Annotated in this window: 10 protein-coding genes and 8 tRNA genes; 15 read left to right on the top strand and 3 right to left on the bottom strand. The window is 31.0% G+C overall.

The window, feature by feature from the left end; all coding sequences use genetic code 11:
• Positions 1 to 21 precede the first annotated feature (21 nt).
• From FBF20_RS04890 to FBF20_RS04845, 10 genes are all read left to right on the top strand, one after another.
• Positions 22 to 807, top strand: coding sequence for an amino acid ABC transporter permease (locus FBF20_RS04890; RefSeq protein ID WP_002916931.1), 786 nt, complete (start codon positions 22 to 24; stop codon positions 805 to 807).
• 61 nt (positions 808 to 868) lie between these two features.
• Positions 869 to 944 (top strand) — tRNA-Lys (locus tag FBF20_RS04885).
• A 7-nt stretch (positions 945 to 951) separates the two neighbouring features.
• Positions 952 to 1,027: transfer RNA gene (locus tag FBF20_RS04880), tRNA-Val, on the top strand.
• A gap of 51 nt (positions 1,028 to 1,078) precedes the next feature.
• A tRNA-Asp gene (locus tag FBF20_RS04875) sits at positions 1,079 to 1,155 on the top strand.
• Positions 1,156 to 1,159: 4 nt separating this feature from the next.
• Positions 1,160 to 1,235 (top strand) — tRNA-Lys (locus FBF20_RS04870).
• A 19-nt stretch (positions 1,236 to 1,254) separates the two neighbouring features.
• Positions 1,255 to 1,330: transfer RNA gene (locus tag FBF20_RS04865), tRNA-Arg, on the top strand.
• Positions 1,331 to 1,336: 6 nt separating this feature from the next.
• Positions 1,337 to 1,412: transfer RNA gene (locus FBF20_RS04860), tRNA-Val, on the top strand.
• A 51-nt stretch (positions 1,413 to 1,463) separates the two neighbouring features.
• Positions 1,464 to 1,540 (top strand) — tRNA-Asp (locus tag FBF20_RS04855).
• Between the two features lie 66 nt (positions 1,541 to 1,606).
• Positions 1,607 to 1,987, top strand: coding sequence for a hypothetical protein (locus FBF20_RS04850; protein WP_002853267.1), 381 nt, complete (start codon positions 1,607 to 1,609; stop codon positions 1,985 to 1,987).
• Between the two features lie 44 nt (positions 1,988 to 2,031).
• Positions 2,032 to 5,544 (top strand): acyl-[ACP]--phospholipid O-acyltransferase, encoded by a 3,513-nt coding sequence (locus FBF20_RS04845; RefSeq protein WP_002890671.1) that lies wholly within the window; start codon positions 2,032 to 2,034, stop codon positions 5,542 to 5,544.
• A 7-nt stretch (positions 5,545 to 5,551) separates the two neighbouring features.
• Here the strand turns inward: FBF20_RS04845 and FBF20_RS04840 are convergent, their stop codons facing one another.
• The 3 genes from FBF20_RS04840 to FBF20_RS04830 all read right to left on the bottom strand — a co-directional run bounded on the left by FBF20_RS04840 (position 5,552) and on the right by FBF20_RS04830 (position 7,118).
• Positions 5,552 to 6,463 (bottom strand): AEC family transporter, encoded by a 912-nt coding sequence (locus FBF20_RS04840; RefSeq protein ID WP_002890662.1) that lies wholly within the window; start codon positions 6,461 to 6,463, stop codon positions 5,552 to 5,554.
• A 196-nt stretch (positions 6,464 to 6,659) separates the two neighbouring features.
• Positions 6,660 to 6,745 (bottom strand) — tRNA-Leu (locus FBF20_RS04835).
• A 34-nt stretch (positions 6,746 to 6,779) separates the two neighbouring features.
• On the bottom strand, positions 6,780 to 7,118 hold the full coding sequence (locus tag FBF20_RS04830; RefSeq protein ID WP_002853292.1) for a F0F1 ATP synthase subunit C: 339 nt from the start codon (positions 7,116 to 7,118) through the stop codon (positions 6,780 to 6,782).
• A gap of 231 nt (positions 7,119 to 7,349) precedes the next feature.
• Between FBF20_RS04830 and FBF20_RS04825 the strand changes: the two genes are divergently transcribed.
• The 5 genes from FBF20_RS04825 to argH are packed head-to-tail and all read left to right on the top strand — an operon-like array spanning position 7,350 to position 14,847.
• Complete coding sequence (locus FBF20_RS04825; RefSeq protein ID WP_002858451.1) at positions 7,350 to 8,684, top strand: sodium-dependent transporter; 1,335 nt, start codon at positions 7,350 to 7,352, stop codon at positions 8,682 to 8,684.
• 12 nt (positions 8,685 to 8,696) lie between these two features.
• The gene (locus FBF20_RS04820) at positions 8,697 to 10,037 is read left to right on the top strand and encodes a sodium-dependent transporter (RefSeq protein WP_002853313.1); all 1,341 of its coding nucleotides are present in this window, start codon (positions 8,697 to 8,699) and stop codon (positions 10,035 to 10,037) included.
• Positions 10,038 to 10,068: 31 nt separating this feature from the next.
• Positions 10,069 to 11,868, top strand: a complete 1,800-nt coding sequence (locus tag FBF20_RS04815) for a biotin/lipoyl-containing protein (RefSeq protein WP_002889596.1) — start codon at positions 10,069 to 10,071, stop codon at positions 11,866 to 11,868.
• A 12-nt stretch (positions 11,869 to 11,880) separates the two neighbouring features.
• Positions 11,881 to 13,455, top strand: a complete 1,575-nt coding sequence (gene pckA / locus FBF20_RS04810; RefSeq protein ID WP_002853265.1) for a phosphoenolpyruvate carboxykinase (ATP) — start codon at positions 11,881 to 11,883, stop codon at positions 13,453 to 13,455.
• A 9-nt stretch (positions 13,456 to 13,464) separates the two neighbouring features.
• Entirely contained in the window at positions 13,465 to 14,847 is a 1,383-nt protein-coding gene (gene argH, locus FBF20_RS04805; RefSeq protein ID WP_002858438.1) for an argininosuccinate lyase, read from the top strand.
• Positions 14,848 to 14,867 lie beyond the last annotated feature (20 nt).

The following is a 14,867-nucleotide window of genomic DNA, read 5'->3' as shown; positions in this document are numbered from 1 at the left end:
TTGTAATTTTGGAGATTTTTATTGTCTTTGTTTACTCAAAAAAATAAGAATTTTAAACCTTTAAAACCTCTATCAAAGTCAAAAATAATCACTAATTTAATTCTTTTGATTTTATTTTTAATATTGTTTTGTTATTGTAGTTTTAGTATAAGTGTTTATCATTTTGATTTTAGCGCAATTGCAACCTATAAAGAAAAATTTCTTCAAGGTTTTTTAAATACTTTAATAATCAGTTTTTTTTCTTTATTGTTGAGTATAATTTTGGGTGGAGTTTTTTGTGCTTTTTCTTTAAGTTCGATTGTTTTTTTAAGATTTTTATCTACATTTTACATAGAGCTTGTCAGAGGAACCCCTTTACTAGTGCAGGTATTATTGATATATTATATCATTGCAAATAATTTAGGACTTGATAATCGATATGTGGCTGGAGTTATTATTTTATCATGTTTTTCTGCTGCTTACTTAGCTGAAATATTTAGAGCTGGAATTTTAAGTATTTCTATATCTCAGCTTGAGAGCGCTAGGGCTTTAGGGTTAAAAGAGATGCAGGTTTTTGCGTATGTAATTTTTCCCCAAGCTTTAAAAAATATTTTAGCACCGCTGAGTGGACAATTTGCAAATTTAATTAAAGATAGTTCCTTATTAAGCGTTATTGCTGTAAATGAATTAACCCAAAGTGCGCAAGAGATAAATTCTTATACTTTTGCTACTCTTGAAGCTTATGTAATTTTGGCTATTACATATCTTGTTTTGACTTTACCTATAAGTATATTTTCTCGTTATTTGGAGAGAAAATGCCAAAAATGATTTAAAAAAGCTTGACAAATAGAGCTAATTTTGGCATAATCACATTTTTATTTCAGAAAATGTCTCGTTAGCTCAGCCGGTAGAGCATCTCCCTTTTAAGGAGGGGGCCGTTGGTTCGAATCCAACACGGGACACCATTATAAAGGTCGCTTAGCTCAGTTGGTAGAGCGCCACCCTTACAAGGTGGATGTCATAAGTTCGAGTCTTATAGTGACCACCATTTTATAAAATCATAAATAGGTTTTATAATCTCTACTTCTTTACTTTGGATGCAGCGGTAGTTCAGCTGGTTAGAATGCCGCCCTGTCACGGCGGAGGTCGCGGGTTCGAGCCCCGTCCGCTGCGCCATATTGTCTCGTTAGCTCAGCCGGTAGAGCATCTCCCTTTTAAGGAGGGGGCCGTTGGTTCGAATCCAACACGGGACACCATTTTTATTGTTAGGGTTATGACCCTTTCGTCTAGTGGCCCAGGACAACACTCTCTCTGTGTGGAAACAGAGGTTCAAATCCTCTAGGGGTCGCCAATCATAGGTCGCTTAGCTCAGTTGGTAGAGCGCCACCCTTACAAGGTGGATGTCATAAGTTCGAGTCTTATAGTGACCACCATTTTATAAAATCATAAATAGGTTTTATAATCTCTACTTCTTTACTTTGGATGCAGCGGTAGTTCAGCTGGTTAGAATGCCGCCCTGTCACGGCGGAGGTCGCGGGTTCGAGCCCCGTCCGCTGCGCCATCTTGCTTGGTAACAATTTTATAAGTATAATTTACAAAATAATAAAAAATAGAGCTAAGGAAAAAAATGCTTATTATTGGACATAAATTATTAAAAAATTTAGATTTTTCTTTTATTGAAAGTGTTGAAGAAGTTAAAGATAATAAAGTTTATTGTATTGTTTATGATGAAAAATTGATTTCTTATTTAAGTCAAAATGATTTTGAATTTGCTATTTTAGTTCAAAATAAAGATGAGATATTTTTAGCCAATGCTTTAGGAGCTAAGTTTTTGCTTTGTAATGATAAAAAACTTGCAAAATTTGCTAGTAAGGTTGCAGAATTTTATGTTTTTGATAGTAGGGTTTTAATGATTGTTGATAAATTAGAGAATTTTAAAAAATTTTATAAATTAAAAATCGATGGAATTATTTTAAAAGATAATATAGATAATTTTCCTAAAAACTGATAAATTCTTTTGTAAAATAAGCGCTAATTGACGAGGTTTAAATAATGCAAAAAAAATCTTTTTTGAAAATTTACGGATTAATTCCTTTTTTACTTATAGCATTCATCAATGCTTTTGTAGATTTGGGACATAAAATTATTATTCAAAATACTATTTATAAGGCCTATGAAGGAAGTGAGCAGTTATTTTTAAATGCTATAGTTAATGCTTTGATTTTACTTCCTTTTATTCTTATGCTTTCTCCTTCGGGTTTTTTAGCGGATAAATATCCAAAAAATATTGTAATGAAAATTTCAGCAATTTTCAATGTTATACTCACTTTAATAATTTGCATTTGTTACTATAGCGGTGCTTTTTGGATGGCTTTTATTTTTACTTTTATAATGGGAGCACAAGCAGCGATTTATTCACCAAGTAAATACGGTTTTATTAAAGAACTCGTGGGAAAAGACTTTCTTGCTATGGGTAATGGTGTAATTAATGCGGTAAGCATTGTGGCAATCTTAGCGGGAATGGCTTTATTTTCTTTAAGCTTTGAAAGTCTTTATAGTTCTATGTATAATCAAACAGATGAAATTTTAAAAGAAGTAGCGCCTTTAGGAATTGTGCTAATTTTATTTTCTTGTATCGAAGTATTTTTTGCGTGGCGTTTACCTAAGCTCAAACAAACAAATAAAGATTTAGTTTTTAATAAAAAAGACTATATTCGTGGAAAACTTCTAATAAATAATCTTAAGCTTGTTTTTAAAAATAAAACTATTTGGCTTTGTATAATTGGAATTTCATTTTTTTGGGCTATATCTCAACTTTATCTTGTCAGCTTTCCTGTCTTTGCTAAAAATGAACTTTTCATAGAAAATACTTTTTATGTGCAAATTTCACTCGCTTTTTCTGGTATAGGAGTGATTTTAGGCTCTTTAGTAGCTGGTAAATTTTCAAAAAATTATATAGAACTTGGATTTATTCCACTTGGTGCATTGGGTATGTTTTTAATGGCTTTTTTAATGCCTTATTTTATAAGTTTATTAAGTTATAGTTTTTTATTTTTCTTTTTTGGATTTTGCGGAGCCCTTTTTATCATTCCTTTAAATACTTTAATCCAATTTCATGCTAAAGAAAATGAATTAGGACAAATTCTTGCAGGAAATAATTTTTTTCAAAATATTGCCATGTTGGGATTTTTGCTCTTGGCAACTTTATTTGTAAAATTTGAAATCAATGTGATTTATTTGTTTTATTTTATTGCTTTGGTAACCTTTATAGGAAGTTTTTACATACTTTTAAAACTCCCCTTTTCTTTAGTGCGTATACTTTTAAGCATAGCTTTTTTACAACGATACCGTTTACTTGTGGAAGGTTTTGAAAATATACCAGAAAAAGGTGGAGCTTTACTTTTGGGTAATCATATTTCTTTTATTGATTGGGCTGTTGTACAAATGGCAATTCCAAGAAAAATTTATTTTGTTATGGAAAGAAGTATTTATTCTAAATGGTATATTAAAATTTTTCTTGATAAATTTGGTATTATTCCTGTATCAAGTACAGGAAGTAAGACGAGTTTAGAACTGATAGCAAAGCATATTAAAGAAGGTAATTTAGTTTGCTTATTTCCTGAAGGTACACTTTCGCGACATGGGCAATTAAATGAATTTAAAGCAGGATTTGAATTAGCTTGTGAATGTTTAAGTGAAGATGATGGAAAAATTATTCCTTTTTATATAAGAGGGCTTTGGGGTAGCGCTTTTTCAAGAAGTGATGAAGAATTTTCAGCAAGAAACCGCACTTTAAATAAAAGAAAAATTGCTATAGCTTTTGGTAAAGCTATACCTTTGCATTCTAAAAAAGATGAAGTTAAAGCTAAAGTTTTTGAACTTTCTTTTATGGCTTGGAAATCACAATGCGAAGCTATGCATACTATAGCAAGAGCTTGGATAGATACAGCTAAAAAAAATCTAAATCAAATAGCTATTATCGATACACTAGCTGGAGATATTTCTTATAGAAAAATGTTGACTCTTAGTTTATTTCTTAATTTTTTTATTAAAAGAAAATCCAAAGAGTTAAACATTAACCTTCAGCGTGGAAGTTACGCTCCTAAAGAGGAAGCTATAGGAATTTTACTACCTGCTTCTTTTGCAAGTTCTTTAACCAATCTATCTGTTTTAATCGCAGAAAAAATTGCAGTAAATCTTAATTTCACTGCTGGAGAAAAAGCTCTAAAAGCAGCTATAAAAAATGCGCAAATTTCACAAATTTATACTTCTAAAACTTTTTTAGAAAAATTAGCAAATAAAGGTATAAACCTAAATTTCGATACAAATATACATTTAATTTATTTTGAAGATATTGTAGAAGATTTTAAAATGCAAAAAACTAAAATTTTTAGCATGATGCTAGCAGTTAGTATTATACCTAGTTTTATACTCAAAAGCATCTTCACTCCTTCAAAAAACAATCTTGCCATCGCAGCTATTTTATTTAGTAGTGGAAGTGAAGGTTCTCCAAAAGGTGTTATGCTCAATAACCGTAATATTTTAAGCAATATAGCACAAATTTCTGATGTGCTTTGCACAAGAAATAATGATGTCATTCTCTCATCTTTACCACCTTTTCATGCTTTTGGACTTACCGTAACTACATTTTTGCCTTTGCTTGAAGGTATTAAAAGCATCACTTTTTCAGATCCAACCGATGCCTTAGGGGTTGCCAAAGCTGTTGCTAAAAATAATGTCACTATTATGTGTGGAACTTCAACCTTTTTAGGAATTTATGCAAGAAATAAAAAGCTTGATGCTTTAATGTTTGAAAGTTTAAGAATAGTTGTATCGGGCGCTGAAAAACTAAAAAATGAAGTAAGAACTACTTTTGAAATGAAGTTTAAAAAAAGCATTTTTGAAGGTTACGGGGCTACGGAAACCACGCCTGTGGCGAGTGTAAATTTACCAAATCATTTTGATGTGGATTATTGGCTTATACATCGTGCCAATAAAGAAGGAAGCGTAGGAATGCCTCTACCTGGAACTGCGGTACGTATTGTTGATCCAAATAATTATGAAAATTTAAAAACAAATGAAGATGGACTCATACTTATAGGCGGTCATCAAGTTATGGTAGGCTATCTTAATGACAAAGAAAAAACCGATGAAGTGGTTAAAGAAATTGATGGCATAAGATGGTACAACACGGGAGATAAGGGACATTTGGATGAAGATGGTTTTTTATATATTGTCGATCGTTATTCTCGCTTTGCAAAAATTGGCGGAGAGATGATTTCTTTGGGTGCAATAGAAGAAGAAATTGCCAAATTTATAGACACTGAAGTGGTTAAATTTTGTGCCACATCTTTAGAAGATGAGAAAAAAGGGGAACAAATTGTTTTACTCATAGAATGCAATAATGAAATTTTTGAAGGAGTATGTGAGGCTATAAAAAATTCTAATATACCTACACTTTTTAAACCTAGATATTATTTTCAAATAGAAAAAATTCCCCTCCTAGGTTCAGGAAAAGTTGATCTTAAAAAAGTTAAAGAATTAGCTAAAAATTTAGCCATATAATTTGAGCTTATAACAAAGTCCAAATTAAAATTGGCATAGAAACAAAAGCAAAAAGAACTCCAAAGGCTACAGCACTTACGGCTAAATTACTATCTAGTTTAGCTTTCATTACCATAGCTCCTGCTAAAGTCATAGTAGGAGCTGCACTTTCTATAATAGCAACGATGGTAGAATCTTTTAATTCCAAATTAAATAATTTTAAACAAAATACAAAAAATAAAGGAGCTAAAATCATTTTAGCAAAGATGACAACTATTGTAGGTTTGTAAGAGGTTTTAATCGCCATAAAGCCAAGTCCTAAACCTATAGCAAAAAGTGCAACAGGGGTTGCAGAGGCACCAAATAAACGAATAGGAGAGAAAATAAATTCAGGTAAAGTAATCAATTTACACAAAAAACCAAAAAGCAAAGCTAAAAAAGGTGGAAAACTAAGAATTTTTTTAACATTAGCAAGCAAACTGACTTTTTCTCCATTTCCCAAAGAAAGTATAAAAGGTCCAAAAAGCGATATAGGTAAAGTTGTGGCTAAAGCATCGTAAAATATAACTTCAGCGCTAAATTGTGGGTCATTAAATATACCAGCAACAATAGGCATACCCACAAATATAGTATTTCCAAAACAAGAAAGCAAAAACATACTGACTAAAGTTACTTTAGAAAAATGAAAAACTTTTCCAATAAGAATAGCAAAAAAAGCTGCTAGTATACAGCTAAACAATCCAATAAAAATAAAAATAATCAATGAAAAATCAAAATTTAAATGATATGCTTTATCGAAAATCAAACAAGGTAAAGCAAAAATAATAGCAAAATCTAAAAAAGTCCTAGCTTGTTTTTGCTTTAAAACGCCAATTCTTTTGGCAAAATATCCGCCTGCAAGTAAAATAAAAATTGTAAATAATGGTATAAAAACAAACATTGAATAATCCTTTTTAAGGGATGGTTTTTGAAAACGGATAGAATTATATTCTTTATACTTAAAAAAAATCTTAATATTTTTTAAGTTTTTTAAAAAAACCAATATTTTTTATTTTTTGTAACTTTAAGAAATTGTAAGTTGAAATTTGATTTTGAATAGTTAGTATTTTAAGTTGAATGATTATAATTTTAAATAATGGTGCGGTTAGCGAGATTTGAACTCGCACACGCGGAGCGCACCACCCCCTCAAGATGGCGTGTCTACCAATTCCACCATAACCGCATAGAAAAAAGCCCAAAAAGGGCTTTGATAAGTTTTATTGTAAAACTATAAAAGGATTTGCGTAAAGTGCTATTAGCGCGATAACAAGAGCATAGATAACTTGTGCTTCAATCATCGCTAAAGCGATAAACATAGTTGTCATTAATTTTGGCCCAAGACCAGGGTTTCTAGCTGTTCCTGCAATTGTTGCCGCTGCAGTATTACCCATACCGATAGCACCACCAAGTGCTGCAACACCAAGACCTAAGCCTGCTGCAAGAACTGAAAATGCTTTAATCCATACATTAATAGCTTCTTGCTCTACTGGAGCATTAGTTTCAGCTGCAAAAGCTACTGCTGTACATGCTAATAATAAAAAAAGAACTTTTTTCATTATCTTAACCTTTCTATAAAAAATTTTTTTCAATTTTTAAATCAGTTCGGCTTGCGTATCCCTACTTAAGACTTAAAAATAAATTCGAATTATAACCAAAAGTATCTTTATTTTTATTGAAATTTACAAAAATTCACATTTTTGATTTAAATTTGATTGTTTTCAATAAAGCTTAAAAGTTTTTTTGCTTTAATAATATTTTAAAATAATTTTTAAGTCAAGGTTGTAACATTGAGTTCTAAATTTTCAAAAATAGGTTTCATTTTAGCGGTAGCAGGTTCAGCGGTGGGCTTGGGTAATGCTTGGAAATTTCCAACACTAGTAGGTCAAAGTGGTGGATCTGCTTTTATCTTGCTTTATATAATTCTTACTTTAGGTGTAGGTTTTGTGATATTTTTAGCTGAGCTTAGCATAGGAAAAATTAGTGAAAAAGATCCGGTTAATGCCTATGAAAAGTTAGCACCTTCAAATAAAAAAGCTTGGTCTTATGTTGGTTTTACTATGGTGGGGGCGATTTTAATAGTTTCTTTTTATACCTTGGTGATTGGCTGGATAGTTAAATATGTGTTTTTAAGTATCACTGGAAATTTGCCTATGGATCTAGAAGTAAGTAAAGCACAGTTTGGATTTTTTATAAGTGAGGATTTTTTAAGTCAGTTTATTTGTTTTACTTTGGTTTTTTTATGTGTTTTTTATATTGTTTCTAAAGGTGTTAAGAATGGGATTGAAAAGTTAAATGTTTGGATGATGCCTTCATTGTTTATTTTGCTTATTTTGATGCTTGTTTATGCTATTAGCAAAGATGGTTTTATAATGGCGGTTAAATTTCTTTTTGTACCTGATTTTTCCAAAATCAACACTTCAAATGTTCTTGAAGCCTTAGGACTTGCTTTTTTTAGTCTTTCTTTGGGCGTTGGAACGATTATTACTTATTCTGCTAGTCTGCCTGATAAAACCAATTTTATTACCAGTACTTTAAATATTATTTTTATCAATCTTTTAGTTGGTTTATTAATGGGTTTGGTTGTTTTTACTTTTATCTTTGAGTTTGGTTACAATCCTAATCAGCAAGGACCAGGACTTGTTTTTATTTCCTTGGCTACTTTATTTGAAAAAATTGGAGTGATTGGTTGTATTTTTGGAGCAGCGTTTTTTATTTCTTTAATCTTTGCTGGTATTACTTCAGCTGTTTCAATGATAGAGCCTTTCACTTTTTACCTTATTAATACTTTTGGTATGAGCCGTAAAAAAGCTTTGATTTTAATAGGAATTGTTGTTTATATTTTAGGAATGTTGTGTATTTTATCTTCTTTAAAAAGTACTCAGTTTGGATTTTTTGGAATGAGTTTTTTTGATTTGCTTGATAGTGTTTCAAGCAAGGTTATTATGCCTTTAGGTGGAATTTTGGCAGCTATTTTTGTGGGATTTGTGATGAAAAAAGAAGCTTTAAAAATTTTATTTAAACCTTATATGAGGGGTATATTTTTTGAACTTTGGTATGTGTTTTTGAGATTTATTTCCCCTTTGGCTGTTGTTATAGTTATGATAGCCGCTTTTTTAAAGTGAGTTTGAAAAATAATGAGAACATATTTTTCAAAAATCGGTTTTGTATTGACTGTTGCTGGTGGAGCCGTTGGTTTAGGTAATGCTTGGAAATTTCCAACTTTAAGCGCAGAAAATGGTGGTTTTGTTTTTGTGCTTTTATATTTGTTTTTTACTTTAACTATAGGATTTAGTATTTTTTTGGCTGAAGTGGCTATGGGACGTTTAAGTAAAAGTGATCTTGCAAATGCTTATTCAAATCTTGCCATAAAATATGGCAATAGATGGCGATATGGCGGCGTTTTTATGTTAGGTGGTATTTTTGTCCTCTCTTTTTATCTAGTTATCATGGGATGGGTTTTAAAATATACTGTAGTGAGTCTTTATTATCTTCCTAAAACTTTAGATGAAGCAGCAAGTAATTTTCAGAATTTAATTACTACAAATTTGACAAGTTCTGTTTTTTTCTTCACTTTATCTTTTTTTCTTACTTTATTGATAGTATCTAAAGGTTTAATCAAAGGGATTGAAAAATTAAACGTTGTTATAATGCCTAGCTTATTTTTAATGCTTGTTTTTATGTTGTTTTATTGCATGGGATTTAAGCAAGGTTTTGCAAATGCTTTTTCTTATTTATTTTATCCCGATTTTTTACATTTTAAATTCAGCTCTATTGCCGAAGCTTTAGGGCTTGCATTTTTTACCTTATGCTTGGGAATAGGTTGTATAGTTACATATTCATCGGCCTTGGATAAAAAAACAAATTTTATAAAAAGTTCAGTGTATATTGTTTTGATTAATTTATTGATTTCTTTTATCATGGGACTTATTGTTTTTACTTTTATCTTTGAATTTGGAGCCGATCCGCATACTCAAGGAGTAGGAATTGTTTTTATATCCTTGATGAGTTTGTTTAATCAACTTGGAGCTTTAGGCTATATTTTTGCATTTTGTTTTTTCTTAGCACTTTTTTTTGCTGGTATTACTTCAGCTGTTTCAATGATAGAGCCTTTAACTTTTTATATGATTAATAACTATCAAATTTCTCGTGTTAAAGCTCTATTTTTAATAGGTTTATTTGTTTTTGTTTTTGGAATTTGTTGTATCTTGTCATTAAATTTAAATTTTTTTTCTATGTTTAGTTTTTTTGGTAAAGATTTTTTTACTTTATTAGATAAATTAACTTCAAATTTTTTACTTCCACTTGGTGCTATAGTATGCTCTATATTTGTAGGTTTTTTTATGAATAAAAAACAAATTTATAAAATTTTTTCTAAATTTATAAGTCGAAAAATTTTCTTAATTTGGTTGTTTTTTATTCGTTTTATATCGCCTATAGCAATAATTTTGGTAATGTGTTATCAAATTTTTGTATAATAATGAAAAAATATTTTTTTAAGGAAAAATAATGGCTAAAAAATTCATCGATGTAATGGATACAAGCTTTAGGGACGGTTTTCAGTCTGTTTATGGAGCTAGGGTTTTAATGGATGATTTTTTTCCTGCAGTAGAAGCAGCAAAAGAAGCGGGTATTACTCATTTTGAATTTGGTGGTGGTGCTAGATTTCAAAGCTTGTATTTTTATCTTAATGAAGATGCTTTTACCATGATGGATAGATTTAGGGCTATTGTAGGAAAAGATGCTAATCTTCAAACTTTAGCAAGAGGGGTTAATACTGTTACTTTAGATACTGGAAGTAGTGAGCTTATTGATTTGCATGCAAAACTTTTTGCAAAACACGGTACCACAACGATAAGAAATTTTGATGCTCTTAATGATATAAATAATTTAAAATTTAGTGGTGAATGTATAGCAAAACATGGATTAAAACATGAAATCGCTATTACCTTAATGGATCTACCGCCAAATTGCAAAGGTGCTCATGATGTGCCTTTTTATGAAAAAATTTTAAAAGAAATTTTAGCAGCAGAAATTCCTTTTCACAGCATTTGTTTTAAAGATGCAAGTGGAACTTCAAATCCAAATAAAATTTATGAAACCATTAAAATGGCAAGAAAAATTTTACCTCAAGATATGCATATTAGACTTCATACGCATGAAACTGCAGGGGTGAGTATAGCCTGCTATCTTGCAGCACTTGAAGCAGGTGTTGATGGTATCGATTTGGCTGCAGCTCCTGTAAGTGGTGGAACTTCTCAGCCTGATATTTTAACCATGATGCATGCCTTAAAAGGTAAAGATTATGATTTAGGTGGACTTGAAGAAGAAAAAATTCTAAAATACGAAGAAGTTTTAAAAGATTGTTTAAAAGAGTATTTTTTACCCCCTGAAGCTACTATGGTAAATCCACTTATTCCTTTTTCTCCTATGCCAGGAGGAGCTTTAACGGCAAATACACAAATGATGAGGGATAATAATATTTTAGATAAATTTCCACAGGTCATTCATGCTATGAGAGAAGTTGTAGAAAAAGGTGGATTTGGTACTTCGGTTACTCCAGTTTCTCAATTTTATTTTCAACAAGCATTTAATAATGTTATGTTTGGGTCTTGGAAAAAAATCGCAGAAGGTTATGGAAAAATGGTGCTTGGTTATTTTGGAAAAACTCCAGTTGCACCCGATGCAAACATTATTGAGCTTGCTTCAAAACAACTTAATTTAGAACCTACTACAGAGCTTGCTATAAATATAGCTGATAAAGATGAGAGTAAAAGTATAGCTTATACCAAAACCTTGCTTGAAAAAGAGGGTATAGAAACGAGTGAAGAAAATATATTTGTTGCAGCAGCTTGCAAAGAAAAAGGTATAGCATTTTTAAAAGGAGAGGCAAAGGTAAATATACGCAAATTAGCCAGTATGCCAAAACCTATGAGTGCAGATGAAAACAAATTTACCGTAGCTGTAAATGGTAATAAATATCATGTAGAAGTAAGCTATGGCTTTGATAAAGATGTTAATGTTAAAAGTGTGAAAAAAGTAGAAGAAAATAAAAATATTATTTCTTCAAATTCAACAAGTTCTGTAGATGCTGAAAATGAAGTTTTAGCAGGTATTTCAGGTAATGTCTTTAAAATTTATGTTAACGAAGGCGAAGAAGTAAAATCAGGTCAAGCTATCATGGTTTTAGAAGCAATGAAGATGGAGATTGAGGTTAATGCCCCAAAAGATGGAATTATTTCAGAGCTTTGTATTAAAATAGGTGATACTGTTAATGAAGGCGAAGTATTAGCTATTTACAAGAATTAAAGTGAGGGAAAAATGAAAAAATTTGATAAGTTAGGTTTGGATAATATAAAGGAAATTTTTCATAATTTAAGTTATGATGAATTAAATGCTCATGAAAAAGCAAATAATGAAGGTTTAAGCACGGATAATGATACTTTTTGTGTAGATACAGGGATTTTTACAGGTAGAAGTCCTAAAGATAAATATTTTGTAAAACAAGATCCATCTAGTAAATATATAGCTTGGGGAAAGGTAAATCAGCCTATTACAAAAGAATTATTTGATAAACTTTTAACTAAAGCAAAGCAAGAATTAAGCGGAAAGAAAATTTATGTTCAAGATGTTTTTTGCGGTGCTTCTTTGCAAAGTCGCAAAGCAGTAAGATTTGTTACTGAAATTGCATGGCAAGCGCATTTTGTTAAAAATATGTTTATTCGCCCAAGTCAAGAGGAACTTGAGAATTTTAAAGCAGATTTTATTGTTTATAATGCTTGCAAATGCATCAATGAAGATTACAAACAAGATGGTTTAAATTCAGAGGTTTTTGTGATCTTTAATGTTGAAGAAAATATAGCGGTTATTGGTGGAACTTGGTATGGTGGAGAAATGAAAAAAGGTATTTTTTCTATGATGAATTATTGGTTACCACTAGAAAATAAACTTTCTATGCATTGTAGTGCAAATGTCGGAGAAAAAGACGATGTGGCACTTTTCTTTGGACTTAGCGGTACAGGAAAAACTACGCTTTCAACCGATCCAAAAAGAAGACTCATAGGTGATGATGAGCATGGCTGGGATGATGAAGGTGTGTTTAATTTTGAGGGCGGTTGCTATGCAAAAACAATCAATCTTGATCCTGAACATGAGCCTGAAATTTATGGAGCTATTAAAAGAAATGCACTTTTAGAAAATGTAGTTTTAAGAGCTGATAAGAGTGTTGATTATGCTGATGCCTCAAAAACAGAAAACACGAGAGTTTCTTATCCTATAGAGCATATTGAAAATCATGAGCCTAGTCTAAAAGCAGGGCATCCAAAAAATATTATATTTTTAAGTGCAGATGCTTTTGGAATTTTACCCCCGGTAAGCAAACTAAGCAAAGAGCAGGCTATGTATTATTTTTTAAGTGGCTATACAGCAAAAGTAGCTGGAACTGAGCGCGGTATAACAGAGCCTCAAGCAACTTTTTCAGCTTGTTTTGGAGAACCTTTTATGCCTTTACATCCAACGGTTTATGCGAGATTGCTTGGTGAAAAGATTGAAAAACATGAAGTTAATGTTTATCTTGTTAATACGGGTTGGAGTGGCGGAAGCTACGGTGTGGGTAAAAGAATGAGCATTAAGGCTACTAGGGCTTGCATTAATGCCATTCTAGATGGAAGTATTACAAAATGCGAATTTGAAAATTTTGAAGTGTTTGATTTAGCTATTCCAAAAGCTTTAGAAGGTGTAGAAAGTGTACTTTTAAATCCTATAAATACTTGGTTAGATAAAAATGCTTATATTGCAACAAGAGATAAATTAGCACATATGTTTATACAAAATTTTAAACGTTATGAAGATGTCAAAGAAGGCATTGAATTTAGCAAATTTGGACCAAAAATTTAAGGCATTTAAATGAAAAATGAAATGTGGTCAGGACGTTTTAGTGGTGCAAGTGATGAGCTTTTAAAAGAATTTAATGCAAGTTTAAATGTAGATAAAACTTTGTTCAATGAAGATATACAAGGTTCTATAGCACACGCTACAATGCTTGAAAGTTGTGGTATTTTAAAAAAAGAAGAATTAGATGCTATTATAAAAGGTTTAGAGCAGGTTAGAAGTGAAATAGAGCAAGGTAAATTTATTTTTGATATTAAAGATGAAGATATTCATATGGCTGTAGAAAAGCGTTTAAGCGAGATTATAGGTAGTGAAATTGGCGGAAGACTACATACTGCAAGAAGTAGAAATGACCAAGTGGCTACTGATTTTAAACTTTTTGTAAAAAAATCTCATATTGAACTCATAAAGCTTTTAAAAGAATTGATTCAAACCATGCTCGAACATGCTAAAGTGCATAAAAAAACTATTATGCCAAGTTTTACACATTTACAGCACGCTCAGCCTGTGAGTTTTTCTTTTTATATTTTAGCTTATGCTTTTATGTTAATGCGAGATATTAAGCGTTTGCAAAATAGCCTAGAACTTGCAGACTTTTCACCACTTGGATCTTGTGCATGTGCAGGAACAAGCTATGCTACCAATCGTGAGTTGAGTGCTAAAATTTTAGGATTTAAAGATATTATGCCAAATGCTATGGATGGAGTGAGTGATAGGGATTTTGCTCTTGATTTGCTTTATGATATAGCAGTTATTTTTACACACACTTCAAGACTTTGTGAGGAAATGATTTTATTTTCAAGCTCAGAATTTTCTTTTATAACCATAAGTGATAGTTTTTCAACGGGAAGTTCTATTATGCCTCAGAAAAAAAATCCTGATGTTTGTGAGCTTATACGTGGAAAAACAGGGCGTGTTTATGGAAATTTGATTTCTCTTTTAACTATAATGAAAGCTTTACCTTTAGCCTATAATAAAGATATGCAAGAAGATAAAGAAGGGATTTTTGATAGTGTAAAAACCGCTAAAGATAGCTTAATCATCTTAAATGCAATGCTAAAAGAAATACAAATTAATAAAGAAAATATGCTTAATGCTTGTAAAAAAGGTCATTTATTGGCTACCGATTTGGCAGATTATTTGGTGCGTGAAAAAAATATTCCTTTTAGAAAAGCACATTTTATAGTGGGAAATGTTGTTGCACAAGCTGAAGCACAAGGTATTGATATAAGTGAAATTAAAGATCTTTCAAAAATAGATCCTGTATTTGATGAAAAAGCTATGGAACTTTTAAATTTTGAATTTTCTTTAAATTCTAAGCAAAGTGAAGGCTCAAGTTCTATTGCAAGCGTAGAAAAGCAAATTCAAATTTTGGAAGGTTTTATTCAAAATTTATAAATATTGTTTAGGCTATTTTG

Origin of the sequence: Campylobacter sp. CFSAN093259 (assembly GCF_012889985.1) — a bacterium.
Lineage (GTDB): Bacteria > Campylobacterota > Campylobacteria > Campylobacterales > Campylobacteraceae > Campylobacter_D > Campylobacter_D jejuni.
Note: the sequence above shows the minus strand (reverse complement) of the source record. Positions and strands in the feature narration are given on the sequence as shown.